The sequence below is a fragment of the Frigoribacterium sp. CFBP 8759 genome, assembly GCF_014841655.1.
Taxonomy (GTDB): Bacteria; Actinomycetota; Actinomycetes; order Actinomycetales; family Microbacteriaceae; genus Frigoribacterium.
In genome coordinates this window covers 505,380-529,631 of record NZ_JACYUH010000003.1, presented here as the reverse complement: position 1 = coordinate 529,631, position 24,252 = coordinate 505,380, and the positions used below count along the sequence as shown (strand labels likewise).

The window sequence follows — 24,252 nt, the reverse complement described above, 5'->3', positions numbered from 1 at the left end:
CGGGTGGGGCGGAGGCGGTGCGCCGCGGGCGGGACCCGGCGGGGTCAGCCTGCCACCGGGGACCCCGCCCGCGCCACCGTCCCGGGCTCCGAGCCCACCGTGCCACACTGATCCGATGACCCCTCGACGTCGCCACGCCGGTTCGCCACGGCGTTCGGCCGCCCGCGACGCCTCGCGAGCGGGGGACGTCGACACGACCGTCACCGTGCGTCGCGTCGAGCGGGGCGACCTCTACGTGCGGGTCAACACGATCGGCGACACCGGCGACCGTCCGTTCGTCCTCGTGCCGGGCATCGGCGTCTCGTCCGACTACTTCGAGCGCCTCGCGCCGAACCTCAACGAGTTCGGCCCCGTGCACGCTCTCGACCTGCCGGGCTTCGCCGGGGTGCCGCACCCGGGTCACGCCCTGAGCATCCGCGAGTACGCCGACCTCGTCGGCACCGCCATCGACGAACTGGGACTCCACGACCCGGTCGTCGTCGGGCACTCGATGGGCACGCAGATCGTCGTCGACCTCGCCGCGCGCCGACCCGACCTGTCGACCGTCGTGCTGATCGGGCCGGTGATCGACCCGGCCCATCGTCACGTGCTCGAGCAGGCGGTGCGGTTCGCCCGGGCCGCCTGGCACGAGCCCGGCCGGGTGAAGTTCCTGGCCCTGAGCGCCTACGTGCTCTGCGGGGTGCGTTGGTTCTCCCGCATCCTGCCGAAGATGATGACCTACCCGATCGAGCAGCACCTGCCGCAGATCGCCGCCGACACCCTGGTCATCCGGGGCGAGCACGACGCCGTCGCCCCGCGCGAGTGGGTGCGCCGCGTCGGCGAACTGCTGCCCTCGTCCCGCCTGTGGGAGATGCCCGGCGCCGCCCACTCCGTCATGCACGCCCACGCCGAAGAGGTCGCCAAGCTCTGCGTCGAGCACGCCCAGCAGCCGATCCGACACGACGAGGGCGTCGAGCTGCACCACTACGTCGACGCGGGGGACGGCGACGAGAGCGACGACTTCAGCCCCAGCCCGGCCGACTTCGTGAAGGCCGTGGGGGCGCGCCTGCGGTCGACCGCGGCGACCATGCGCGGAGACGACGAGGCCCTCGCGAAGGCCAAGACGGACCACGCCGAGTCGATGCAGGCGGCGTTCGACCGTCGCCAGGCCGAGAAGGCCGCGGCCGGCGCCGACCCCGACGACGGCCCGCACATCGAACCCACCACCGGCGGCGCCGACCGCTGACGGTGCGGCTCGTCTCGGCCGCGCCGGGCAGGGCCGGGGCGGGTCCGGTCGGGTCGGGTCGGGAACGCAGGAGGCACGGGTCGCCTCGCCGCCGCCCTTCACGCCCCCGAGACGGTCAGCCCGATCAGCACGAGGTTGAGGGCCACGACGACGACCACGGCCACCCAACCGGCGATCCGCGTCCCGACGGCGTTGACGCCTGTGCCCATGAGCGACCGGTCGCTCGTCGCGACGACGAGGGGCACGAGGGCGAAGGCGATGCCGAAGCTCAGCACGACCTGGCTGAGCACCAGCAACCACGTCGGGCTGATGCCCGTCGCGAGCAGCACGAGGGCCGGGATCAACGTGACGACCCGGCGCACCATGAGCGGCACCTGCACGTGCAGCAGGCCCTTCATGATCTCGGCGCCCGCCATCGCTCCGATCGACGTGGACGCCAGACCCGACGCGAGGAGGCCGACGGCGAACAGGACGCCGATCACCGGCCCGAGCGCCGCCGCGATGGCCCGCTGGGCCCCGGGGATCGTGTCGGTGCCGTCCTGACCCGACAGGGTCGAGGCCGCGAGCACGAGCATGGCGATGTTGACGCCGCCGGCGACGAGCAACGCCAGCACGACGTCCCACCGGGTGGCCTTCAGCACGCGGGCACGATCCGCCCCCTCGGCCACGACGCCGTGGTGGTCGCGGGTGAGTGCGGAGTGCAGGTAGACCGCGTGCGGCATGACCGTCGCGCCGAGCATCGACGCGGCGAGCAGCACCGCCGTGCTGTCCTCGAAGCGGGGCACGAGTCCGGACAGCATCCCCCCGGCCGAGGGAGGCGCGAAAAGCAGCCCCGCGCAGAAGCCGAGCGTGAGGACGGCGAGCAGGGCGATGACGACGGTCTGGAAGACTCGCCCGCTGCGGTACCTCGTGAGCAGCAGCAGGCCGAGCGAGACGAGGCCGGTGATCAGACCCCCGACGACCAGCGGCACCCCGAAGAGCAGCTGGAGCGCGAGGGCTCCCCCGATGATCTCGGCGACGTCGGTCGCGGCCGCCACCAGCTCGGCCTGACCCCAGTACGCCAGCCGGAGGGGCCGACGACGGAGGCGCGTGCCCATCACCTCGGGCAGCGACCGACCCGTGACGATGCCGAGCTTCGCCGACAGGTACTGGACGAGCACCGCGATGGCGTTCGCGAGGACGAGCACCCAGAGGAGCGTGTACTGGTACGCCGCCCCGGCCGTGAGGTTGGCGGCGACGTTGCCGGGGTCGACGTACGCGATCGCGGCGACGAACGCCGGGCCGAGCAGGGTGCCGCGGGGTCGGGCGTGCACGACCTGCGGGGCACGGCCGTCACGGGGGTGGTCGGCGTCGGCACGGCGGGTGTCGGACGAGCTCATGCCTCGACCCTAGCAAGATTTCGGTGTGCCGAAACCTTGGTGGGAAGCCTCCACAACCTGCCCTGCGCCCGTCCGCCGCGCGCCGCGCCCGCACGCCGCACGCCGCACGCCGAGAACCCCGTTCACGAAGACGAACCACGATTGATCGGGGTTCTTCTTCGCGAACGGGGTTCGTCGGTGATCGGTGTGTAGTCGACCGACCGCGCGGAGGTGTTACTCGGTGGCGGCGGTGATCTTCGCGACGCCGACGAGCATCTCGTCCTGGACGGCGTCGGTCCCGAAGGTCTCGTTCAGCAGCGACGCGGCGGCAGGGCTGACGTGCACCGTCGTGCCCTCGAGCACGGCGTTGCCGTCGACGACCTCGAGGGGCTTCAGCGAGCCACCGTAGAGGTTGAAGAGGTAGGCGTCTTCGGCGGCGACGGTGCCGTTGGCGGTCACGGTGCCGTAGAGCTTGCTCTCACCCGGGTCGATGCGGAAGTCGGTCAGTTCAACGACGGTGCCGTCGGCCGAGGTCAGGCTGAGGCCGGAGCCGTCGTGGTCGATCTCGCCCTGGACGTAAGGTCGCACGTCGCTGTCGGGGCCGTAGTAGTCGACGTTGCCGCCCGTGATCGGGAAGGCGAACGTGCCGTCGGTGAAGGTCGCGGTGCCGACGACGCCGGGGGTCAGGCCGAGCGAGGTGATCGCGTCGACGAAGGACGCGTCCACGGCGACCTGCGTGTCGACGCCGTTCGACAGATCCGGGATGGACGCCTCGGGCAGCATGCTCTCGCCGGGGCCGGGTTCACGGGTCTGGTTGACGGGGTGCGTCGGGGCCGTGTTGTTGCTCTCGGAGTCCGAGGTCGAGGCGCAGGCCGCGAGCGAGAACACGAGGGCGCCGGTGGCGACGACGCCGAGGACGCCTCGACCGAGGGAGGAACGGAAGGGGGTGCGCATGAATGGTCCTTGTCTGTGCTGCCCGGTGGGATTGATCGGTGTTCGACGCCCGGGCCGCGTCGGATGGGGCGAGGGGGCGACCCGGCCGGGCCGCCCCCTCGCGGCGCTCAGTCCTCTTCGGAGAAGAAGCGGTCGACCTTGCGGTGGTACCGCTGACCCAGCAGGCCACCGAGGACGGCACCGGCGAAGCTCAGGACGACGACGAGGCCGAGGCCGATGAGACCGGCGAGGGACGACGACTGCAGGTCGTCCATCGAGGGCACGAACGGGTTCGGCGACGACGAGTCTCCGGTCTGGGTGCCGACGACGCCGACGACGATCGCCAGGACGATCGTGATGACCAGGCCCCAGAGCCAGGTCGCGAGTCCCTGCTTGAAGCCGCTGAAGCGGGCGATGCGCGACGCCGTGTAACCACCGATGAGGTACCCGAAGAAGATGATCGCGAGCACCACGATGCCCGAGGTCAGCGCGAGCACGTCGGCGTTGTCGGTCGTGAAGCTGCGCAGGTCGGCCATGGCGGTCGAACCGGAGGCGACCCCGCCCCAGGCCGCGAGGACGCCGCCGAAGATCGTGATCATGACGAGGCCGAAGCCCGTCGCGGCGAACCAGCCGAGCAGGCCGGCGCCGAAGCGGATGCCGCCGAACTCCTCTTTCTGCTGGGCGAGCAGCTCACGGCGCACCGACACGTGGTCGATGCCCGAGTCCTTGACGAGGGGGTAGGCGTGGGAGCCGGTGTCGCGACCCGCGGCGGCTCCTGCGGCCGCGCCTCCGGCTGCCGCCGCGGTGGGCGCGACGGCGGTGGGGGCGTCCTGACCGAACGAGGGCTGACGCTCGGCCGCGGCGCGGTCGGTGGCGTCGCGTTCGGCGTCCGAGCGGTCGTCGACCCACCCGTCGTGCGAGGACGAGGAGGCGCCGGTCGCCGCGGTCGCGGACGCCGCGGTGGCCGTGTCGTCCCCTCGGTCACCGGTGGCGGGCGCGCCGGCGCGGGCGGCCTCGGCCGCACGGAGGGCCTCGTCGTCGTGCAGCGGACGGCGCGTGCCATCCGAGGAGGCGGACCAGGCCCGCTGGGCGGGCTCGGTCGGCGCCACCATGGGAACCGCCTCGGTGGGACGGCCGGTCGAGGCCGCGTCGCGGTCGGACTCCGAGAGGACCTCGGTGTCGCGGCGGTCGGCGTCGGTCGACGCGTCGGCGTCGGCGCGCTGGTCGGACCCGGTGTCGCCGGGGACGTACTCGGCGGGCACCGAATCGGGCAGCGCCTCCTCGTCGGACGACGCGGGAGCCTCGTGGGCCTCCGGGCCGGACGCGTCGGTGGTGGCGGGGGCCTCGGCGACGACCGGGCGGTCCTCGGCGTCGGCGACGGGGGCCTGCTGCGTCGGGGCGTCGGACCCGAAGTCGACGGCGGGCTGCTGCTGCGTCGGGGCGTCGCCGCCGAAGTCGACGGCCGGGGGCTGCTGGGTCGGGACCTCGGAGCCGTACGGCACCTCGGTCGGCTCGACCGTCTCGCCGGTCTCGTCGGACCGCGGGGCGTCGTTCGTGTCGCCGTGCTGGGGATCGCGTCCCTCGTGGTCGGGGCGGTCGCGCCGCGGATCGTTCGCGTCGGTCATGGCTCACTCCTGTCGGTGGGGTCGTTCCCTGGATCTGTGATCCGCCTGAACGTTACGCCCGAACGGCACCCCGGGCCGGGAGCCCCCGCCCGCACCCGCGGGACTCACGGGCGCGGACGAGCCGGTAGCGTGGACCGGACCGCCGAGCGACGAAGGACGACGACGTCATGACCGACACCAGCCAGACCCCCTCCGACCCGACCGCGACGGCCTCCGGCGCGACCGACTCCGCGGCGACGGGCCGCCGGGCCGCGGCGGCCGCCCGCACGCGACCGAAGGCAGACATCGCCCGTTCGTGGCTGCTCGTGCCGGGCACCGCCCCCGACCGTTTCGACTCGGCCCAGGCGTCCCGCGCCGACCAGATCGTCCTCGACATCGAGGACGCGGTCGACCCGGCCCGCAAGCCCGCCGCTCGCGGCGACGTCGTCGCCTGGCTCACGGGCGGCGGCGAGGCCTGGGTGCGCATCAACGACCGCTCGACCGACTTCTGGTCCGACGACGTCGACGCCCTGATGGGCCTGCCCGGACTGCACGGCGTCATGCTCGCCAAGACCGAGGCGCCCGAACACGTCACCGAGACCTTCGACCGACTCGGAGGCGCGGTGCCGGTGCTCGCGCTCGTCGAGTCGGCCCTCGGCATCGAGGAGAGCCCCGCCATCGCCAAGGCCCGCGGGGCGTTCCGCCTCGCGTTCGGAAGCGGCGACTACCGCCGCGACACCGGCACGAGCGCCGACGACCTGGCCATGGCCTACCCCCGCTCCCGCCTCGTCGTGGCGAGCCGCATCGGCGGGCTGCCCGGCCCGATCGACGGCCCGACGGTGGGCAGCAGCCACCCCGTCCTGCGGGAGCAATCCGGGGTCGCGGTCGCCCTCGGCCTCACCGGCAAGCTCTGCCTCGACGTCGAGCAGCTGCCCGTGATCAACGAGGTCATCAGCCCCACGCCGTCCGACGTCGCCTGGGCCCAGGACTTCCTCGCCGACTTCGAGGGACGCGGCCGGGTCATCCGAGACGGCAGCGACCTGCCCCGCCTGGGCCGGGCCCAGAAGATCGAAAAGCTCGCCTCGGCGTTCGGGGTGCAAGCCGCGAACTGACGGCTCGACGGAAGGAGGCGCGTCCCACTCGGGACGCGCCTCCTTTCTTTCTGCCCGGATGTCCGCCGGACCGTTGACAGACGATAGTCACCGACATATCTTTGACACATCGCGACAGGACGTCGCGACCTCGATCTCTTCCCCCCGACCCGAGAGGAGTACCCCATGGGTACCGACTTCACCACCGAGAACCACGGCGACCCCCGTCGCCGGCACCACGACTCCCCCGACGCCCGGCACGACCCGATCGGCCGAGGCGAGGGTCACGGCCGCTTCGGCCGTCCGTTCGGCCGCGGGTTCCGCCCCGGTCCGGGCTTCGGCGGCTTCGGCCCCGGTTTCGGCCCCGGCGGCCCGGGCTTCGGTCCCGGCGGTTTCGGACCGGGCCGCGGAGGACGCGGCCGGGCACGACGCGGCGACGTGCGCCTCGCGATCCTCTCGCTGCTGTCCGACGCCCCGTCGAACGGCTACGGCCTGATCAAGGCGATCGCCGAGCGCACCGACGGCACGTGGAAGCCCAGCCCCGGCTCGGTCTACCCCACGCTGCAGCAACTCGTCGACGAAGAGCTCATCTCGTCCGACGAGGCCGCGACCAAGAGCGTCTTCACGCTGACCGACGCAGGCCGGGCCTACGTGGCCGAACACGCCGACGAGATCGAGAGGGCCTGGGCCGCCACGGCGGACGACGCGAGCGACACCGACCGCGAGTTCCAGACCAGCCTCATGAAGCTCATGGGCGTCGTCAAGCAGTTCCACCACGACGGCAGCGACGCCCAGCGGGCCGCCGCCACCGCCAAGCTCGACGAGGCACGCCGCGCGCTCTACACGATCCTGGCCGACTGAGCCCCGGCGGGCCGAGGCTCGGCCGACCGAGCCCCGGCCGGCCCTCCTCCGGTGGGCCGTCCTCCGGTGGCGGCCGGACCGATGTCCGGGGTCGTGGGCATGATGGGCCCACGAGCACGACGACCCCGCCGGAGGCGCGCATGAGCACCGCAGACGACCGCACCACCGCGAGCACCGCCGACCTCGGGCGCGCCGGGTACGACCCGTCATTCCTCACGGTCGACGTGCCCCTGCCGGCCGTCCACGCCACCGTCCGCGAGCTGCCCTACGTCCACTTCACGGTGCTGCTCGACCCCGTCCGGCGGTTGGCCGCCCTGACGGCCGTCAACATCGACGGGTCGTCGCTGGTCGACCTCGGCCGGGGCGACGACTGGCACCTCGACGAGCGCGTGCCCGACGACGAGCAGACGGGTCCCGAGGTGTACGCCTCCAACGACCTCGACCGGGGGCACCTCGTGCGTCGGCGCGACCCGGTCTGGGGCGAGCGTGCCGTCGCGGCCGCGGCGAACGTCGACACCTTCAGCTTCACCAACGCCGCACCCCAGGCCGCCGAGTTCAACCAGTCGAAAGAACTGTGGCTCGGCCTCGAGGACCAGGTGCTGCAGTACGCCTCCACGCATCGGCAGCGGCTGACGGTCTTCACGGCGCCCGTGCTGCTCGACGACGACGCGCCCTACCGCGGCATCCGCCTGCCCCGTCGGTTCTTCAAGGTCGCGGCCTGGACGACCTCCGACGGCGGTTCGTTGCGCAGCGCGGCGTACCTGCTCGACCAGTCCCCCGAACTCGACGGCGTCGACCTCGAGGCGGCCTTCGCCCGCGCGCACGAGCAGGGCGACCCGCCGCCCCTCGGGCCGTACCGCACCTACCAGGTGCCCGTCCGCGACATCGCCGAGATGACCGGTTTCGACCTCGCCCAACTCGCCGAGGCCGACACGCTCCGGCCCGTGCCCACGATCGAGCCGCCGGACGGCATCCGCGCGGGGTGGGTGCCGCTCACGTCGGTCGACCAGCTGTCGTTCTGACCGCCAGGCGACGCGGCCCCGGCTCGTCCAGGCGGCTCGCATCGGGCCGTGCCAGCATTCTCGGGCCATGGCACCGAACGACCGAGATCCCGTCGACCCCACAGACGCCCCGTCACCCCTGCCGCCCGAGATGCCGCGCAGCCTGACGGTGCTGCGTGACGAGGACGCGCCGCCGGTCCGGGCCACACCCTGGCGAGAGGTCCGGGTGGACTTCCTGGTGCCGACCACCTCGACCGGTGCGGCCCGCGGCGTCCGGCACCTGCTCGACGAACCCGAACTGCACTTCTCACCCGGGCTGCGCCAGGGGACGCTCGCCCTGATGCCCCGACGGTCGGCACTCCTCCGCGTCGTGCTCGCGTGGGAGTGGTCGGTCGAGGCGGCGTCCTTCGCCGTGCACTCCTTCGAGCCCGAGCCCTTCTCGTCCGACGAACGAGACGCCCTCGAGGCCTGGTTGCGGGCGACGGCGCGACGGTTGCAGCTGTTCGACGGCGCCCTCGCGCGTGCCGTCGCCCGGGTCGACCACGACGTGGTCCGAGGCGTCGACACGAGCTCTCCCGAGGCGTCGCTGGCCGGCGCCTCCGCTGCGGCCCGGGCGGCAGCCCCTGCGGCCGCGGGTTCGCCTGACCCGGGCCCGGTCAGGGGCCGTCCGGTGCCCGACGACTCCGACCCGGTCGACCTCGCGGCGGCCGGGCCCGCCGCCACGACGATGCGGACGGCCACCCTCGGGACGAGACTCGCCTCCCCCGCCGTCGGCGCCGCCCACCCCGTGGTCGACGTCACCCTGCCGGACGCGAGCGACCCCGGCTGGGAGGTCTTCGTCGACGCCCTGAGCCGCCAGACCCTCGGTTACCGTCGCACCCTCGACGACGGCGGCAGCGCCTACGCGTTCACCTACCTCGTGGCCGACGACGTCGACGACGTCACGCCCGACGACCTGGTCGTCTGGCACGACCAACACATCCAGCGGCAACTGCTCGTCGAGGACGCCCGCCAGGCGTACGTGCACCTGCTCGCCGGGCTCGCGCCGCCCGTCTCGGTGCAGTACACGGTCTGACCGACGCGGCGCGCGCCTCCCGGGCAGGCAGTCGGGTCAGGGGGCGACGTCGACGATGGCGACGAAGCGGGTGCCGACGCCGTCGACCTCGGCGCGCACGACGCCCGGCTCGGGCTCGGGCAACTCGTCCGCACCGTGGTCGTCGCAGCTGAGGTAGGTGTACTCGGGCCACCACTTCTTGGGGCGAGCCGCCTCGTGGTAGCCGCAGACGACGCACTCCAGTTCGACCCAGACCGGCTTGCCCGTGCGGTTCGCCCTTGACTGGACCAGCCAGGCCGGCGGCGTCCGCTCGATCGCGACGAGTTCGTCGACCGTCATCTTCGGCGGCAGGCCGTGGCGCTTGGCCATCTCGAGCGGGATGTCCAGTCGCAGGGCGGCGTCTCGTCGCGTGATCACCCGCACACGCTACCCGTCCGCCCCCACCCCTCGCGAGCACCGGCGCTGTTGCCACGCGCAACACACGCCGTCAAGTCGGCCAGAGTGCCGACTTGCCCCCGAACGAGGGCCAGGCGGAAGCTCGACCCAGGCGGCACGTGTCCGATCCACCCGGTCGGTCGATCACCGGACCGCCCGGCAGGCACCACCCGACACGCACCACACGAACCAAGGGGAACCACATGAAGACCTCCGTCGCCGCCGCCCTCACCGCCGCAGCCTTCGTCGTCGGATCGCTCGGGGTCTCGACCTCGGCCGTCGCCGCCGGGCCCGTCGACACCATCCGGTCGACGGACGTCGTCGGCGGCGAGAAGGCTCCCACGACGCCGTGGGCCGTGCAGCTGGTCTTCCGGACCGGCGGCACCGCCAGCTACGCCTGCACCGGCGAGCAGATCAACGCCAGCTGGGTGCTGACCGCCCGCCACTGCATCGACGGCGTCACCTCGATGCAGGTGTACCACTCGAACAGCACGACGAACCCGGGCACCGCGATCGCCGTCGACCGCGTCGCCGCCGCCCCCGCGAGCGACATCGCGCTCGTGCACCTCGGCCAGCCGAAGGCGCTCGGCAGCTACCCGACGCTGAACCTCGGGTTCCAGGCGACGTCGTCGGGCACCGGCACGATCATGGGCTACGGCCTGCGCGCGAACTCGGTGCAGTCCGACGGCCTGTACCAGGCGACGGTGGGCCTGACCGGCCGCAGCACCGATGCCTACGGCGGGGCCGCGCAGCACCTGACCGGCACCACCGGCGCGGCGAACCACGGCGACTCGGGTGGCCCTCTGATCGTGGGCGGCCAGATCGTGGCCGTCTGCTCCACCGGCGACCAGGCCGACCCGGGCGCGAACACCCGTGCCGGCTCGAACTACGCCGTGCTGTCGCAGAGCGCGACCTGGATCCGCTCGACCGCCGGCCTCTAGTCCGCGACCTCGGGCGGCTCCGCCGGCGACGGGCGGCCTCGGACGGAAGGCCCGCACGGACGCGCCCGCCCATGGAACGCAGGAGGCGCGCCCCGGTCACGCGACCGGGGCGCGCCTCCGTCGTCGTGTCGACCCGCGCCTCCTCGGGGGGGCGTCGGCCGCCGGACGTCAGGCGATCGGCTTCTCGAAGCAGATCGACTGCGGGATGGTCGTGACGTAGGGCTCGTAGGTCGGGATGCGGGTGAAGCCGATCTTCTCGTAGAGGGCGACGGCGTCGGGCTGACGGTCCCCGGTCTGCAGGATGAGTCGGCGGGCACCGCCCTCACGGGCGACCGCCTCGAGCTCGGCCATCAGCAGTCGGCCGATGCCGCGGCCGCGCTGACCGTCCGCGACGATCACCCGCTTGACCTCCCATTCGCCGTCCCGGCTCTGCACGAGGGCGTGGCCGACGGGCGCGCCGCCGTCGGCACCGTCGTCGACGACCACCAGCACGGTGGCCAGCACGTTCGACGGGTGCACCGTGAGGGCGGCGTTCCGGGCCTCGACGACGTCGACGGGTTCGACGACGTCTCGGTGGTAGCGGACGGTCATCTCGGCGTCCATGGCGTCGCGCAGGGCGACGGCACGGGGATCGTCGAAGGCGACGCGTTCGAGATGCAGCGGGGGCAGGGCGGAGGGAGCGGTGTTCGTCACCAGACGATTCTGCCCCCTCGTGGGGTGCCTAGAGTCGCACGCCCCGCGCGGCCATGAACGGCACGGGGTTGGTCGAGGCGCCGCCGACACGGGTCTCGAAGTGGAGGTGGCAGCCGGTCGAGTTGCCGGTCGAACCGACGAGCGCGATCAACTGGCCCGCGACGACGCTCTGCCCGCGGGACACCTTGATGCCCCCGTTGACGATGTGGCCGTACGCGGTCGAGACGCCGCCGCCGTGGCTGACCTGGATGTAGTTGCCGTAGCCGCCGGTCAGGCCCGCGAAGGTGACCGTCCCGGAGGTCGCCGCGTAGATCGGGCTGTTGCAGCCGGGGGCCAGGTCGATGCCGTCGTGCATGCGGTACACGCCGGTCACGGGGTTCACGCGCATGCCGTAGCCGCTCGACATGTACCCGGCGCTGGGGCGCACCCAGCCCGAGCCGCTCGAGGCGCCGCCACCGCCGGACGAACCGCCGCCGGCGGACGGGGCGGGCGCGGGTGCGGAGGGCGTCGAGGGTCGGGCAGCGGCGGCCGCGGCAGCCGCGGCGCGCTGCTGACGGAGCGCCTCGGCCTGGCGGGCGGCCTCGGCGGCGGCGGCGGCCTTGCGGGCCTCTTCGGCCTGACGCGCGACCTCGACGCCGGTGGCGTAGTCGGCCTCGGTCTGCAGGCTCTGGTCTTGCAGCACGGCGAGCTGGCCCTGGAGGCGCGACTCGTTCTCCTGCTGGGCGGCGACGGCGGCCGCGGCCGCGTCGGACGCGGCCTGGGCCTCGTCCATCGAGACCTGGGCGGCTCCCTGCAACTTCACGAGCGCGTCCGAGGCGACCTTGGCCTGGTCGGACAGCGACTGGGCCACGTTGCGGTCGTTCACGGCCTGCTGACGGATGCCGTCGGTCTGCTCGGTGAGCTTGCTCATCGCGCCGAGGCGGTACAGCAGGTCGTCGGCCTGCTCGGTGTCGCCCACGAGCTGCGACGAGACGTCACCGCCACCGGTGCGGGCGAGCTGGGCCGAGACCTGACCGGCGCGCTGTTCGCTGGCGTCGGCCACCGCAGCCTTCTCGTCGGCCTGCGACTGCAGTTCGGCGAGCTTGGCGGCACCGGCGTCGGCATCGGCCTGGGCCTGCTCGAACTCGGCACCGAGACGCTCGGCCTCGGCCTGGGCGGTGGTGGCGTCGCTCGCGAGCTGGTCGAGCAGCCCCTGGATGCGGCTGACCTCGGATGCCTTCGCCGACTCGCTCGACCGGGCCGCCTGGACGTCGTCCCACGTCGGGTACGAGGCGGCCTGTGCGGGCGAGCCCCCGAGCACCGCGCCCGACGCGACGAGCGTGAGGCTGAGCAGCACCGTCGCCACGGCGGCGGCGACGCCCTGACGGCGGGGCAGGGACACGGGCGAAGTCACGGAGGAGCACCTATCTGTGGTCGGTCCTGAGCCCGCTGGACGCGCCGGATCGACGGTCGTCGGGGGTGGGGAACCCGCTCAGCCTACGGGCGGAACCGGGAAGGGTAAACCCGCACCTCAGGGTTTCTCGTCATCGGCATGTCCCCAGTCAGGGGTTCACAGGGGGATGCACGACATGACTCCAGTCACATCCGTCACACGATCTGTACCCCGATCGACGAGGAGGCGCGGGTCGGCGACAGCCGTCGCCCACGACGACGGGCATCGCCGTTCCGGGCCGGGCCGGGCCGGGGCCGGGCCGGGCCGGGCCGGGCCGGCCATCGGGCACCCGGCACCGGCGCCGAGCCGCCAGGCGGGTCAGTCGACGAAGGCCGAGTTCAGACGGTGGAGCGCCGCAGCGAGCGCGTCGACCTCGGCGGGCGTCCACCCCTCGAGCCGGTCGGCCAGTGCGGACCGGTTGGCGTCGACCGATCGGGCGAGCAGGTCACGACCACGGGCGGTCAGCGTGAGCGCCTGGCCGCGGCGACCCTCGACCGCGGCCCCTGCGCCGGGCTCGACCAGGCCCAGCTCGACGAGTCCGCCGAGCTGGCGCGAGACGGTCGAGCGGTTCAGCCCGAAGTCGGCGGCGATGTCGGTGGCGCGGCAGCCGGGGTGGGTGGCGATGAAGGTGACGAGCGAGTGCTCGACGAACGACAGCGGGGCACTCTTGTGCCGGGCACGGGCGACGGCCCGTCGGGACACGGTCTCGAGCTCCGAGTAGACCGTGTCGATTCCTCGCTGCCCCCGCTGGTCCGTCACGGGGTCAGCCTAACGGCGGGTGGTCGGGAACACCGAGGGGGTCGTTTGTGTTGCATAATGCAACTGTAGACCGACGGGCAACGGCGCCCCCGACCACGAGGAGCCCCGTGACGACCACCGACCTGACCCTGCACCGCCCGGACGACGGCGCGCGCCCCGACCACGACTCGTTCCGCGCCGACGCGCTCCGGGACCGGGACGACCGACCCGACCCGCGCCTCCACCGGGGTCACCAGCACGCCGGGCCCGCGATCGCGCGCCACCCGCGTCCCGACGCCGCGGCCTGGCGGTCCCTCGGCCTGCACGTGCTCATCCCGCTCTTCCTGGCCACCGGCATGGCCCTCGCCTACCTCGGCGCCTTCGGCCACCCGACCCCCCACCACGTGCCCGTCGCCGTCGTGGGCAGCTCGGCCCAGAGCGAGGTCTTCGCCCAACAGCTCAACGACGCCGACCCGGACGCCCTCGACGTGCGCACCGTCGCCGACGCCGACTCGGCGCGCAGGCTCATCACCGACCGCGAGATCTCGGGTGCGTTCGAGGTGGGCGCCACCGACGCGACGCTGTACGTCTCGTCCGCGGCGTCGGACACGACCGCGAGCGTCCTGCAGAAGGTGTTCGGTCCGGTCGCCTACCGACTCGGGCTGCCCCTGAAGGTCGACGACGTCGTCCCGAGCGGCGAGGGCGACCCGACCGGACAGGGCCTGTTCTTCCTGCTCGTCGCCCTGAGCGTCGGCGCGTACGCGAGTGCCGCAGCCATCTCGGCGGCGAGCGCCCGGCTGGGACTCGGCTCGCGCCTCCTCGCCGGGGTCGTCACGGCGGCCGTGATCGCGGCGATCGGCACCGTCGTGGTCGGCCCCGTCTACGGCATCGTCACGACCGGCCTCTGGGGCATCGCCCTCGTCAGCTGGTTGTACGTGACCGCCGTCGTCGTGATCGGCATCGGCCTGCACCCCCTGCTCCGCCACTGGACCACGCCGGCCCTGACCATGCTCTTCGTCATGCTGAACTTCACCAGCTCGGGCGGAGTCTTCTCGTCGCAGCTCGTGCCGCCCTTCTTCGGCGCGTTGGGTGCCTTCTGGAACGGCTCGGCCTGGCTGCACGCCACGCAGTCGATCGTGTACTTCCCCGGCCAGGGATGGGGCCGGGCCGGTCTGACGCTCGCACTCTGGCTGGCCGCGGGGCTCGCCCTCGCCGGACTCACCCACCTCTGGAGCGTGCGCCGCACCCGGCTCGCGAACGAGCGCGTGGCCGTCCGCGAGGACGAGGAGGGCATCGCCGCCTGAGCCGCGGGGCGTCGGGGACGCCGGGGACGCCGGGGACGCCGGGCGCGGCGGTGTCGCGTGCGACACCGGGCGCCGGGCCCGCCGGGGACGCATGCGAGACTCGACCGGTGACGACGACGCACGAGACCCTCCGGCCACCCCGACGCGACGAGCGCAACTGGGCCGACAGCTTCAGCTACCGGGCGACCCGGGTCGTGCAGCCGACCACGGTCGACGAGCTGAGCGAGCTGGTCGCCGGGGCCCCGCGCATCCGGGCCCTGGGCACGCGCCACTCCTTCAGCGACGTGGCCGACGGACCGGGGTTGTTGGTCTCGACCACGGCGTTGCCCGCCGACCCGGTGATCTCGGACGACGGTCACGGCGTCACCGTCGGGGCCGGCACGAACTACGCCGTCGTCGCGCAGCACCTCGACCGACACGGACTCGCCCTGCTGAACATGGGCTCGCTGCCGCACATCTCGGTGGGTGGCGCGATCGCGACCGGCACCCACGGCTCGGGACTCGGCCTCGGGAGCCTGTCGAGCGCGGTGTCGGCCCTCGAGATCGTCGGGCCCGACGGGTCGCTCCGGACCGTGCGTCGTGGGCAGCCGGGCTTCGACGGCAGCGTCGTGGCCCTGGGCGCCCTCGGCGTGGTGGTCAGGGTGACCCTCGACGTCCAGCCCGGGTTCCGCATGCGACAGGACACCTACGTCGACCTGCCCTGGTCGAGCGTCGACGACCACCTGGTGGACGTCATGGGAGCCGGGTACAGCGTCAGCTTCTTCCACGAGTTCGACCACCGCATCCGCGAGGTGCTGGTCAAGTCGCGCGTGCCCGAGGGCCTCGCCGACGTGTCGATGCCCCGTGACCTGTGGGGCGCCCGCCCCGCCCCCGTCGACGAGCACGCGGAGGTCACCGGCACGAAGTCGACGCCGATGGACGGCAGCGTGGGGTCGTGGGCCGACCGGTTGCCGCATTTCCGCATCGACGCCACCCCGTCCGTGGGTTCCGAACTGCAGAGCGAACACTTCGTCGCCCTCGAGGACGGTGCGGCCGCCCTCCGCGCCGTACGACGCGTCGGCGACGAGCTACGCCCGCACCTGCACACCTGCGAGACCCGCACCGTCGCGGGCGACCCGCTCTGGTTGAGCCCGACACCTCAGGACAGCCTGGGCATCGCCTTCACCTGGAAGAAGCACCCCGCCGAGGTCGCGGCCTTGATCCCCCGGGTCGAGGAGGCGCTGGCCCCGTTCACCCCGCGCCCCCACTGGGGCAAGCTGTCGGCCCTGCCGCACGCGGCGATCGTCGCGGCCTACCCGAGACTGGCGGATTTCGCCGACCTCGTGCGCGAGATCGACCCCGAGGGCAAGTTCGGCGGCCCGGCCGTGGAGCGCCTGCTCGCCTAGCCGCGACGGCGTGGAGCGCGTGCGCGCCTAGGCGCGACAGGTGGTCGACGGGTCGGGCCTGGAATCCGGCCTCGGGTCGGGCACCGTATCCGGCCTGGGGTCGGGCTTCAGTAGGACTCGCCGGTGGGGTCCGCCGCCTCGAGGTCGAGCAGCTCGGCCCCGCCGACGGGCAGGCCCTGCCAGGTCTGCAGGCGCCAGCCGGCCTCGACGCTGCCCTCGAGGGTGACGACCCCCGTGTTCTCGAGCAGGTGCTGACGGATGAACTCGTCGTCAGCGTTGACCGCCCGCGAGCCGACCCAGGCCCGGATGGCCGCACCGTGACTGACGGCCGCGACCGTCTCGTGCCCGTCGCCCTCGGCCCCGGCGATCAGGTCGGCCAACGCGGCGTCGTACCGCGCGTAGAACTCGTGCCCGTCCTCGGAACCGGGCACCCGGACGTCGAGGTCGCCCGACGCCCAGGAGAAGACGCAGCCGACGTAGGCCGTGACCGCCTCGGTGTCGCGTCGGCCTTCGAGGTCGCCCGCCTTCACCTCGCGCAACCCGTCGAGCACCGTCGGCGCGAGGCCCCGGGCGGCGGCCAGAGGAGCCGCGGTGAGCTGCGTCCGCACGAGCGTGCTGACGGCGAGGGCACCGATCGTCTCGTCGGCGAGGGCGGCGGGCAGAGCCTCGGCCTGCCGTCGACCGAGATCGGTGAGCCCGACGCCGGGGGCGACGGTGCCGAGCACGCCCTCGACGTTGTCGGGGGTCTGACCGTGGCGGATCAACAACAAGCGCATGATCGTCAACCCTACGGTGGACCCCCGACACCGGCGATCGGTCAGGCGTCGGGCCAGAGGCGGCCGGCGTCCACGACGACGTCGGCTCGGGCGCGGGTGGCCCGCACGAGCCGGGCGTTCGCCTCGTCGGGACCCGCGGCCCAGGCCTCGGCGGCTCCGGGAGTCATGCCGAAGCGGACGTGACGGGCGACGAGCCAGCGCCGTCGCAGCTCGGCCGGGGTGTCGACGAACCACACCTCGTCGAACGTCGAGCGCACCGCGGGCCAGGGCGTCAGCTCGGCCAGCAGGTAGTTCCCCTCGCTGACCACGACCTCGACGGACGGATCGACCTCGACCGCGCCGCCGATCGACTCCTCGACGCCCCGGACGTACTCGGGTGCCCACACCGTCCCCGACCGGGACCGCAGCCGCTCGAGCAGCGCGAGGTAGCCGTCGGCGTCGAAGGTGTCGATCGCGCCCTTGCGGTCGAGGCGGCCGAGCCGGGCCAGGGTGGCGCCCGCGAGGTGGAACCCGTCCATCGGCACGACCACGGCCCTCACCCCGACCCGCGTGAGCTCCTCGACGACGGCCGCGGCGACGGTGCTCTTGCCGCCGCCGGGCTCGCCGGCGACGCCGATCAGGGTGCGGACGGACGTCGGGGCGGGACCGCCGGGGGACGCGAGGCCCGCGGAGGAGCCGCGCCGCGCCTCCTGCGTCCGGGCGTGGACCGCCAGGGCTCGGGCGACGAGGTCCTCGACCGAACCGAGCGGCGTACCGGTCACTCGGGGCGGCCGGCCGAGCCCGGACCGGTGCCCGCGTCGTCGCCGACGTCCGCGGTCCGCAGCTCGGTGAGGGCCGCCTCACGCCGCGACCGGCGCCAGGCGAGCAGGGCGTGCAGGGCGATGGGCACGACCGACAGCACGACGAGCACGACCGCCAGCACGTCGATGTGGTCGCGGATGAACGGGATGCCGCCGAGCAGCGAGCCGAGCACCGTCATGCCCACGGCCCAGAGGAAGGCGCCGGTCACGTTGAAGAGCAGGAACCTGCGGTACCGGTAGCCCGCGGTCCCCGCGGCCAGCGGGACGTAGGTGCGGACGATCGGGACGAAACGACCGAGGATCAGGCTCGTGCCGCCGTACTTCGCGAAGAAGGCCTCCGCACGCTCGAGGTAGGCCGTCTTCAGGATGCGGGCGTCGTCCTTGAACAGGCGGCGGCCGAAGCGGTTGCCGAGGAAGTAGCCCACCTGGTCGCCGAGGACCGCGGCGACGAAGGCGCAGAGGGCGATCACCCAGACCTGCAGCCCCAGCGCCTCGTGCAGCACGCCGGCGGTGAAGAGCAGGGAGTCGCCGGGCAGGAACGGGAACAGCACGCCCGACTCGATGAAGACCATCAGCGAGATGCCGGCGAGGGCCCAGGGCCCCAGGGCGGGCAGCAGCTCGTCCGGGTTGAAGAGGACGAACCCCCCGCCGGTGGACGCGGGCAGGGCGGCGAGCAGGGTGTCGGCGATCACGAGGGACGACTGTAACGGGTCCACCCCGGGACGCGGCGTCCACCGAGCGGACCACTCGCGCATCCACCGGTCTCGGCCGGGCGGGGGATGCCCCCGGGCGCACCGCGCCCCTAGCCTGAGGCGATGCGGACACCCCTCAGCATGCCGACGACAGGACGCACGCGATGATCGAAGCCCGGAACCTCACCAAGATCTACGGAGACAAGCGCGCGCTCGACGACGCCACCTTCACGGTCCGACCCGGTCTCGTCACCGGGTTCCTCGGCCCGAACGGCGCCGGCAAGTCCACCACCATGCGCATGATCGTCGGGCTCGACCGCCCCACCAGCGGCAGCGTCACGGTCAACGGCAAGCGGTTCGCCGACCACGCGGCCCCCCTGCACGAGGTCGGCGTCCTGCTCGACGCCAAGGCCGTGCACACCGGTCGCAGCGCCCACGACCACCTGCTCGCCATGGGCGCCACGCACGGCATCGGCAAGAAGCGCGTCGACGAGGTGATCGCCTTGACCGGCCTCGAGTCGGTCGCGAAGAAGCGCGTCGGCGGGTTCTCGCTCGGCATGGGCCAGCGCCTCGGCATCGCCGCCGCGCTGCTCGGCGACCCGGCCACCGTCATCCTCGACGAACCCGTCAACGGCCTCGACCCCGAAGGCGTCGTCTGGGTGCGCACCCTGGCCCGCTTCCTCGCGAGCGAGGGCCGCACCGTGTTCCTCTCGTCGCACCTCATGAGCGAGATGGCCCAGACCGCCGACCACCTCATCGTGCTCGGGCGCGGCAAGGTGCTCGCCGACTCCCCCATCTCGGACGTCATCTCGCAGGCGTCGGGCGACGCCGTGCGCGTGCGCAGCCCGAACGCCGACCACCTCGTCTCGCTGCTGCAGGGGCCGGACGTCGCCGTCACGGCCGTCGAACCCGGCGTGGTCGAGCTGCGCGGCATCACCGCCGAGCGGGTCGGCGACCTCGCCGCCTCGTCCGGCGTCGTGCTGCACGAGCTCACCCCGCTGGTCCGCTCGCTCGAGGACGCGTACATGACCCTCACGCAGGACTCCGTCGAATACCACGCAGGAGGCGCGGCGCGAGGCAGCCGCGTCGCCCCCGACACGCAGACCCCCCAGGGAGCGACCCGATGACCGCCACGACCCCCACCCGTCACCGCGACCGACCCGTGCGCCCGACCTCGAAGCTCACCTTCGGCGGCGTGCTGCGCAGCGAGGTCGTCAAACTTCGCACGCTGCGCTCGACCTGGTGGTGCCTGGCGATCATGGTCGTCATCATCGTCGGCTTCGGTGCCCTCTTCGCCCTGAGCGCGGGCCTGTTCCAGGCCGGCGAGGCCAGCACCGAGCAACAACAGCAGATCGTCGCGCAGTCCGTCTCGGTCGGCGTGGTGTTCGGCCAGCTCGTCGCGTCGATCCTGGGCGCTCTCGTCATCACCGGTGAATTCGGCACGGGCATGATCCGGTCGACCTTCGCCACGGTGCCCAAACGCCTGCCCGCGGTCGTGGCCAAGCTCGTCGTCGTCGCGCTGACGCTCTTCGTGGTGTCGCTGGTCGCCCTCGTCCTGACCCTGCTGATCAACAGCGCGATCCTGCCGTCGAAAGAAATCACGGTCGACTTCGGCGACGGTGCCCTCTGGCGCAGCGTGGTCGGCGCCGCGGCCTCGATCGCCTTCATCGGCATGATCGCCTTCTCGCTCGGGGCGATCATCCGCAACGGCGCCGGCGCCATCGCGGCCTCGGTCGGCCTGGTCTTCGTGCTGCCGATCATCGTGCAGATCTTCACGGCGTTCGTCGACGCCGCCTGGGTCTACACACTGGCCGAGATCATCCCGCCGAACGCCGCCGCCCGGCTCTACGACTACGTCGTCTCCGGCCAGTCGGCCATGGCCCTGCCGAGCCCCGACGGGGCCCTCGTCCTCGAGCCGTGGAGCGCCCTGCTGGTGCTCGTCGGCTGGGTCGTCGTGCTCTTCGGTCTGGCGCTCGCGCTCGTGAAGCGACGCGACGTCTGACCGACGGGCACCGCGCCTCCTCGGGGTGACGGCGACGCGATCGGACGGATCGGGAAGAACCGGACCGTCTCGTACGTTCGGTCGCACAGGCACACCGCCGTCACCTCCGAGGAGCCCCATTTGAGCATCGACCCCTCTCCCCCGACGACCGTCGGCGACAGCCGAGCCGCCGAGAGCCGAGCCGCCGACACCGCGACGGCGGGCGCCGACGGCGACCCGGCCGGCACCGAGGCGCGCAACAAGCTCGTCATCGGGCTGCTGCTCGTGTCGGCCTTCGTCGTGATCCTCAACGAGACGATCATGGGCGTCGCCCTGCCGAGCCTCACGCGCGACCTCGACATCACCGTCACGGCGGGCCAGTGGCTGACCACGGGCTTCATGCTCACCATGGCCGTCGTCATCCCGATCACGGGCTTCCTGCTGCAGCGCTTCAACACCCGCCCGGTGTTCATCACCGCGATGAGCCTCTTCAGCCTCGGGACGGCCATCTCGGCGATCGCCCCCGGCTTCGGCGTGCTGCTGCTCGGCCGCGTCGTGCAGGCCTCGGGCACGGCGATCATGATGCCGCTGCTGATGACCACCGTGCTCACCCTCGTGCCGCCGGCCACGCGAGGCCGCACGATGGGCAACATCTCGATCGTCATCTCGGTCGCACCGGCCATCGGCCCGACAATCTCGGGCGTCATCCTGAGCGTGCTCGAGTGGCGCTTCATGTTCATCCTCGTGCTGCCGATCGCCCTCGTGGCGCTCGCGCTCGGTGCCGCCCGCGTCAAGAACGTCACCACGCCGAAGAAGGTGCCCCTCGACGTCACCTCGGTGATCCTGTCGGCCTTCGCCTTCGGTGGCATCGTCTTCGGGCTCAGCTCGATCGGCGAAGGGGCCGAGGCCGCCGTCCCCGCCTGGGTGCCGCTGGCCGTCGGCGTCGTCGCGCTCGTCGCGTTCGTGCTGCGTCAGCGCTCGCTGCAGCGTCGCGACCGCGCCCTGCTCGACCTGCGCACGTTCTCGTCGCGCACCTTCACGATCTCGGCGTCGGTGCTCGGCGTCGGCATGATCGCCCTCTTCGGCACCCTGATCGTCCTGCCGATCTACCTGCAGAACGTGCACGGCCTCGACCCGCTCGCCACCGGGCTGCTGCTGCTGCCCGGCGGCCTCGTCCAGGGCCTGCTGTCGCCCGTCGTGGGACGCCTGTTCGACAAGTACGGTCCGACCGTGCTGCTCGTGCCCGGCACCACCCTGGTCAGCGCGGTGCTGTGGTTCATGTCCACGGTGTCCGAGTCCACCCCGATCCCGATGGTCCTCGCCGCCCACGTCGCCCTCAGCATCGGCCTGGCCTTCATGTTCACGCCGCTGTTCACCTCGGGCCTCGGGTCGCTGCCGTCGAACCTGTACTCGCACGGCAGCGCGATCGTCGGCACGGTGCAGCAGCTGGCCGGCGCCGCCGGCACCGCCGTGTTCGTCACCGTGATGACCCTGGCCGCCACCGCGGCGGCCAGCCAATCCGGTGCCGGAGCCGCCGCCACGGGAGCCGGCGTGCGCGCCGCGTTCCTGGTCGGCGCGATCATCTCGGTGTTCGCCGTCGTGGGGTCGTTCTTCGTCCGGCGCCCGCCGGTCGTCGAGGGCGCCGAGCCGATCGTCGCGCACTAACCTGCGCGCGTCGCGCGTCGCGCGTCGCGCGTGGCGCGTGGCGAGACGTGCGTCGGCGCTGCCGAGCTGCCGAGCTGCCGAGCTGCCGAGCTGCCGAGCTGCCGAGCTGCCGATGGCCACGGCCTCCCCCTCGGGGAAGCGCCGGCCGTCGGCAGCTCGTCGTCGCATCAGCCGTCCGTGAGGTCGTGGATCGTCGTGCAACCGACGGCCCGAGCCGCGTGATCCCGTTCCCGCGACGGCCCCATGGCGCCGACGGTGCGGCCTGCACCACCCGCGCCTCCTCAGCCCCTGCGAATTCGGTGCGGGTGCGGGTGCGGGCAACTCCTGTCTCGGGGTGCGCCCTGCCTCCGGGTCCCTATCTTCTCGGCCCGCGCCTCCTCGGCAGTCCTGCGTTGCCGACACGCGCCTCCTCCGCGGTCATGCGTTGCCGACACGCGCCTCCTCGGCGGTGCTGCGTTGCCCGTGCGCGCCCTCCTCTGCCCCTGCAGGTGCGGGCAACTCCTGTCTCGGGGTGCGCGCTGCCTCTGGGTCCCTGTCTTCTCGGCCTGCGCCTCCTCGGAAGTCCTGCGTTGCCGACGCGCGCCTCCTCGGGCACCTGCTTCCTCGACGTGCGGGCCGACGCGGACACGGGCTCCGAGCGCGAGTAACGTCCGGGCACGTGCAGATGATGCAGACTTGCAGGCTGCGCACCCGACGTCACGCATCCCCGGGAGGCCGACCCATGACAAGCTCACCCACCACCTCGTCGAACGGCGGCCCGGGCGGAGGCACGCGCAGCCTCGTCCCGGCCCGGATGGACCGTCTGCCGTGGACGAGGTTCCACTGGTCGATCGTCGTGGGCCTGGGGTTCTCCTGGGTGCTCGACGGGCTCGAGATCCAGATCGTGGCTTCGGCCGGGTTCCAGGCGGACCTCGGGCTCACCGCCGCCGAGGTCGGGCTGCTGGGCACGATCTACCTCGTCGGCCAGGTCTTCGGGGCCCTCATCTTCGGGCGGATGGCCGACAGCCTCGGCCGCAAGAAGCTGTTCATCCTGACCCTGGCGATCTACCTCGTGGCGAGCGCCATCGCGGGACTGTCGCCGAACTTCGTCTTCCTGGCCGTGTTCCGGTTCTTCGCCGGTGCGGGGATCGGCGGGGAGTACGCCGCCATCAACTCGGCGATCGACGAACTCATCCCGTCGAAGTACCGCGGACGCGTCGACATCGCGATCAACGGGACGTACTGGGGCGGCGCGGCCCTGGGCGCGACGGCCAACATCTTCTTGCTCGACCCCGACCTGTTCGCCGAGAACGTGGGCTGGCGCATCGGGTTCTTCATCGGGCCGGTGCTCGGCCTCGCGATCATCTACCTGCGCCGCCACATCCCGGAGAGCCCGCGGTGGCTGATGACCCACGGACGCGAGAAGGAGGCCGAGGCGACGGTCGACGACATCGAGGCCCGCGTCGAGAAGGACAAGGGCACCGACCACCTCACCCCCGTGTCGGACGACCAGGCCATCGAGGTGGTCGCGGCGGGGCGGATCGGGTTCGGCACCATCATCCGCACCCTGGTACACGACTACCCGAAGCGAACCTTCGTCGGCGCCGCGATGATGATCACGCAGTCGTTCCTCTACAACGCGATCTTCTTCACCTACGCACTCGTGCTGCAGAACTTCTACGGCACGAGCCCCAGCAGCACGCAGTACTTCTTCCTGATCTTCGCCGTGGGAAACCTGCTCGGGCCGCTGGTGCTGGGGCCGCTGTTCGACAGCTGGGGTCGACGTCAGATGATCTTCCTGACGTACGCCGTGTCGGCGGCGGTGCTCGCCGTGTCGGCGATCCTGTTCCAGGCGGACGTGCTGAACGCCGCGACACAGACCGCGTTCTGGAGCGTCTCGTTCTTCTTCGCCTCGGCAGGCGCGTCGTCGGCCTACCTGACGGTGAGCGAGATCTTCCCGCTCGAGCTTCGGAGTCAGGTCATCGGCTACTTCTTCGCCCTCGGACAGATCGTCGGCGCCGTCGCTCCGAGCCTCTACGGCGCCCTCATCGGCGACGGGAGCGACCGGGGGCCCCTCACGGGCGGGTACTTCCTGGGCGCCGGCGTCATGCTGGTCGGCGGCGTCATCGCGCTCATCTTCGGTGTCGACGCGGCTCGCAAGTCGCTCGAGACGATCACCACTCCGCTGTCGGTCGTCCCCTCGTCGAAGCAGTCGCCGCGGAGTTGAGGTGGGCTGGGCTGGGCTGGGCTGGGCTGGGCTGGGCTGGGCTGGGCTGGGCTGGGCTGGGCTGGGCTGGGCTGGGC

22 protein-coding genes are annotated in these 24,252 nt (G+C 72.6%); 12 read left to right on the top strand and 10 right to left on the bottom strand.

From position 1 onward, the window contains the following. Positions 1-115 precede the first annotated feature (115 nt). Positions 116-1,225: an alpha/beta fold hydrolase gene (locus tag IFT79_RS12610; RefSeq protein ID WP_192124513.1), complete on the top strand. Its 1,110-nt coding sequence runs from the start codon at positions 116-118 to the stop codon at positions 1,223-1,225. A 98-nt stretch (positions 1,226-1,323) separates the two neighbouring features. On the opposite strand, the gene IFT79_RS12605 is transcribed toward IFT79_RS12610, so the two are convergent. The 3 genes from IFT79_RS12605 to IFT79_RS12595 all read right to left on the bottom strand — a co-directional run bounded on the left by IFT79_RS12605 (position 1,324) and on the right by IFT79_RS12595 (position 5,141). Continuing rightward, entirely contained in the window at positions 1,324-2,604 is a 1,281-nt protein-coding gene (locus tag IFT79_RS12605) for an Nramp family divalent metal transporter (protein WP_192124511.1), read from the bottom strand. A 213-nt stretch (positions 2,605-2,817) separates the two neighbouring features. Continuing rightward, positions 2,818-3,537 carry a hypothetical protein gene (locus tag IFT79_RS12600; RefSeq protein ID WP_192124509.1) on the bottom strand — a complete coding sequence of 240 codons (720 nt, stop codon included), beginning with the start codon at positions 3,535-3,537 and terminating at the stop codon, positions 2,818-2,820. Between the two features lie 107 nt (positions 3,538-3,644). Then, the gene (locus IFT79_RS12595; RefSeq protein WP_192124507.1) at positions 3,645-5,141 is read right to left on the bottom strand and encodes a CvpA family protein; all 1,497 of its coding nucleotides are present in this window, start codon (positions 5,139-5,141) and stop codon (positions 3,645-3,647) included. A 167-nt stretch (positions 5,142-5,308) separates the two neighbouring features. On the opposite strand from IFT79_RS12595, the gene IFT79_RS12590 reads away from it, so the two are divergent. The 4 genes from IFT79_RS12590 (at position 5,309) to IFT79_RS12575 (ending at position 9,148) form a co-directional block, all read left to right on the top strand. Continuing rightward, entirely contained in the window at positions 5,309-6,232 is a 924-nt protein-coding gene (locus IFT79_RS12590) for an HpcH/HpaI aldolase/citrate lyase family protein (protein WP_192124505.1), read from the top strand. 165 nt (positions 6,233-6,397) lie between these two features. Then, positions 6,398-7,072, top strand: a complete 675-nt coding sequence (locus IFT79_RS12585; protein WP_082460323.1) for a PadR family transcriptional regulator — start codon at positions 6,398-6,400, stop codon at positions 7,070-7,072. 140 nt (positions 7,073-7,212) lie between these two features. Next, positions 7,213-8,094, top strand: coding sequence for a DNA/RNA non-specific endonuclease (locus IFT79_RS12580; RefSeq protein ID WP_056046674.1), 882 nt, complete (start codon positions 7,213-7,215; stop codon positions 8,092-8,094). Positions 8,095-8,161: 67 nt separating this feature from the next. Then, positions 8,162-9,148 (top strand): hypothetical protein, encoded by a 987-nt coding sequence (locus IFT79_RS12575; RefSeq protein WP_192124503.1) that lies wholly within the window; start codon positions 8,162-8,164, stop codon positions 9,146-9,148. A gap of 36 nt (positions 9,149-9,184) precedes the next feature. Here IFT79_RS12575 and IFT79_RS12570 read toward each other — a convergent pair whose 3' ends face one another. After that, the gene (locus tag IFT79_RS12570; RefSeq protein ID WP_056046678.1) at positions 9,185-9,544 is read right to left on the bottom strand and encodes a hypothetical protein; all 360 of its coding nucleotides are present in this window, start codon (positions 9,542-9,544) and stop codon (positions 9,185-9,187) included. 221 nt (positions 9,545-9,765) lie between these two features. Here IFT79_RS12570 and IFT79_RS12565 point away from each other — a divergent pair, with 221 nt between their 5' ends. Further along, entirely contained in the window at positions 9,766-10,503 is a 738-nt protein-coding gene (locus IFT79_RS12565; RefSeq protein WP_192124502.1) for a S1 family peptidase, read from the top strand. Positions 10,504-10,671: 168 nt separating this feature from the next. Here IFT79_RS12565 and IFT79_RS12560 read toward each other — a convergent pair whose 3' ends face one another. The 3 genes from IFT79_RS12560 to IFT79_RS12550 form a co-directional block, all read right to left on the bottom strand. Beyond that, on the bottom strand, positions 10,672-11,196 hold the full coding sequence (locus IFT79_RS12560; protein ID WP_342211846.1) for a GNAT family N-acetyltransferase: 525 nt from the start codon (positions 11,194-11,196) through the stop codon (positions 10,672-10,674). A 28-nt stretch (positions 11,197-11,224) separates the two neighbouring features. Continuing rightward, complete coding sequence (locus IFT79_RS16960; RefSeq protein ID WP_148053639.1) at positions 11,225-12,589, bottom strand: peptidoglycan DD-metalloendopeptidase family protein; 1,365 nt, start codon at positions 12,587-12,589, stop codon at positions 11,225-11,227. 357 nt (positions 12,590-12,946) lie between these two features. Beyond that, positions 12,947-13,387: a MarR family winged helix-turn-helix transcriptional regulator gene (locus IFT79_RS12550; protein ID WP_056046684.1), complete on the bottom strand. Its 441-nt coding sequence runs from the start codon at positions 13,385-13,387 to the stop codon at positions 12,947-12,949. Between the two features lie 107 nt (positions 13,388-13,494). On the opposite strand from IFT79_RS12550, the gene IFT79_RS16955 reads away from it, so the two are divergent. Together IFT79_RS16955 and IFT79_RS12545 are read left to right on the top strand one after the other, a co-directional pair. Next, a complete protein-coding gene (locus tag IFT79_RS16955) occupies positions 13,495-14,670 on the top strand; it encodes an ABC transporter permease (protein ID WP_056046686.1) in 1,176 nt (391 codons plus the stop codon). Between the two features lie 107 nt (positions 14,671-14,777). After that, complete coding sequence (locus tag IFT79_RS12545) at positions 14,778-16,055, top strand: FAD-binding protein (protein ID WP_342211845.1); 1,278 nt, start codon at positions 14,778-14,780, stop codon at positions 16,053-16,055. A gap of 107 nt (positions 16,056-16,162) precedes the next feature. Here IFT79_RS12545 and IFT79_RS12540 read toward each other — a convergent pair whose 3' ends face one another. From IFT79_RS12540 to IFT79_RS12530, 3 genes are read right to left on the bottom strand one after another with little or no spacing between them, the layout of a single operon-like run. Then, positions 16,163-16,831: a histidine phosphatase family protein gene (locus tag IFT79_RS12540; RefSeq protein ID WP_192124498.1), complete on the bottom strand. Its 669-nt coding sequence runs from the start codon at positions 16,829-16,831 to the stop codon at positions 16,163-16,165. 41 nt (positions 16,832-16,872) lie between these two features. Further along, a complete protein-coding gene (locus IFT79_RS12535) occupies positions 16,873-17,592 on the bottom strand; it encodes a nucleoside/nucleotide kinase family protein (RefSeq protein ID WP_342211844.1) in 720 nt (239 codons plus the stop codon). Continuing rightward, complete coding sequence (locus IFT79_RS12530; RefSeq protein ID WP_236556936.1) at positions 17,589-18,323, bottom strand: DedA family protein; 735 nt, start codon at positions 18,321-18,323, stop codon at positions 17,589-17,591. The genes IFT79_RS12535 and IFT79_RS12530 overlap by 4 nt, the downstream gene beginning before the upstream one ends. A 164-nt stretch (positions 18,324-18,487) precedes the next feature. Here IFT79_RS12530 and IFT79_RS12525 point away from each other — a divergent pair, with 164 nt between their 5' ends. The 4 genes from IFT79_RS12525 (at position 18,488) to IFT79_RS12510 (ending at position 24,175) form a co-directional block, all read left to right on the top strand. Next, on the top strand, positions 18,488-19,450 hold the full coding sequence (locus tag IFT79_RS12525) for an ABC transporter ATP-binding protein (RefSeq protein ID WP_192124496.1): 963 nt from the start codon (positions 18,488-18,490) through the stop codon (positions 19,448-19,450). Continuing rightward, positions 19,447-20,325, top strand: coding sequence for an ABC transporter permease subunit (locus IFT79_RS12520; protein ID WP_192124494.1), 879 nt, complete (start codon positions 19,447-19,449; stop codon positions 20,323-20,325). Before IFT79_RS12525 ends, IFT79_RS12520 begins: the two co-directional genes overlap by 4 nt. 126 nt (positions 20,326-20,451) lie before the next feature. After that, positions 20,452-21,969 carry a DHA2 family efflux MFS transporter permease subunit gene (locus IFT79_RS12515; RefSeq protein ID WP_192124809.1) on the top strand — a complete coding sequence of 506 codons (1,518 nt, stop codon included), beginning with the start codon at positions 20,452-20,454 and terminating at the stop codon, positions 21,967-21,969. Between the two features lie 721 nt (positions 21,970-22,690). Next, a complete protein-coding gene (locus IFT79_RS12510) occupies positions 22,691-24,175 on the top strand; it encodes an MFS transporter (RefSeq protein WP_082460329.1) in 1,485 nt (494 codons plus the stop codon). The last annotated feature ends 77 nt before the right edge of the window (positions 24,176-24,252 follow it).

Bases quoted from the DNA above. Each gene is read 5' to 3' on its own strand.
- IFT79_RS12610 (WP_192124513.1), top strand. From the start codon at position 116: ATGACCCCTCGACGTCGCCACGCCGGTTCGCCACGGCGTTCGGCCGCC.
- IFT79_RS12605 (WP_192124511.1), bottom strand. From the start codon at position 2,604: ATGAGCTCGTCCGACACCCGCCGTGCCGACGCCGACCACCCCCGTGAC.
- IFT79_RS12600 (WP_192124509.1), bottom strand. From the start codon at position 3,537: ATGCGCACCCCCTTCCGTTCCTCCCTCGGTCGAGGCGTCCTCGGCGTC.
- IFT79_RS12595 (WP_192124507.1), bottom strand. From the start codon at position 5,141: ATGACCGACGCGAACGATCCGCGGCGCGACCGCCCCGACCACGAGGGA.
- IFT79_RS12590 (WP_192124505.1), top strand. From the start codon at position 5,309: ATGACCGACACCAGCCAGACCCCCTCCGACCCGACCGCGACGGCCTCC.
- IFT79_RS12585 (WP_082460323.1), top strand. From the start codon at position 6,398: ATGGGTACCGACTTCACCACCGAGAACCACGGCGACCCCCGTCGCCGG.
- IFT79_RS12580 (WP_056046674.1), top strand. From the start codon at position 7,213: ATGAGCACCGCAGACGACCGCACCACCGCGAGCACCGCCGACCTCGGG.
- IFT79_RS12575 (WP_192124503.1), top strand. From the start codon at position 8,162: ATGGCACCGAACGACCGAGATCCCGTCGACCCCACAGACGCCCCGTCA.
- IFT79_RS12565 (WP_192124502.1), top strand. From the start codon at position 9,766: ATGAAGACCTCCGTCGCCGCCGCCCTCACCGCCGCAGCCTTCGTCGTC.
- IFT79_RS12540 (WP_192124498.1), bottom strand. From the start codon at position 16,831: ATGCGCTTGTTGTTGATCCGCCACGGTCAGACCCCCGACAACGTCGAG.
- IFT79_RS12525 (WP_192124496.1), top strand. From the start codon at position 18,488: ATGATCGAAGCCCGGAACCTCACCAAGATCTACGGAGACAAGCGCGCG.
- IFT79_RS12520 (WP_192124494.1), top strand. From the start codon at position 19,447: ATGACCGCCACGACCCCCACCCGTCACCGCGACCGACCCGTGCGCCCG.
- IFT79_RS12510 (WP_082460329.1), top strand. From the start codon at position 22,691: ATGACAAGCTCACCCACCACCTCGTCGAACGGCGGCCCGGGCGGAGGC.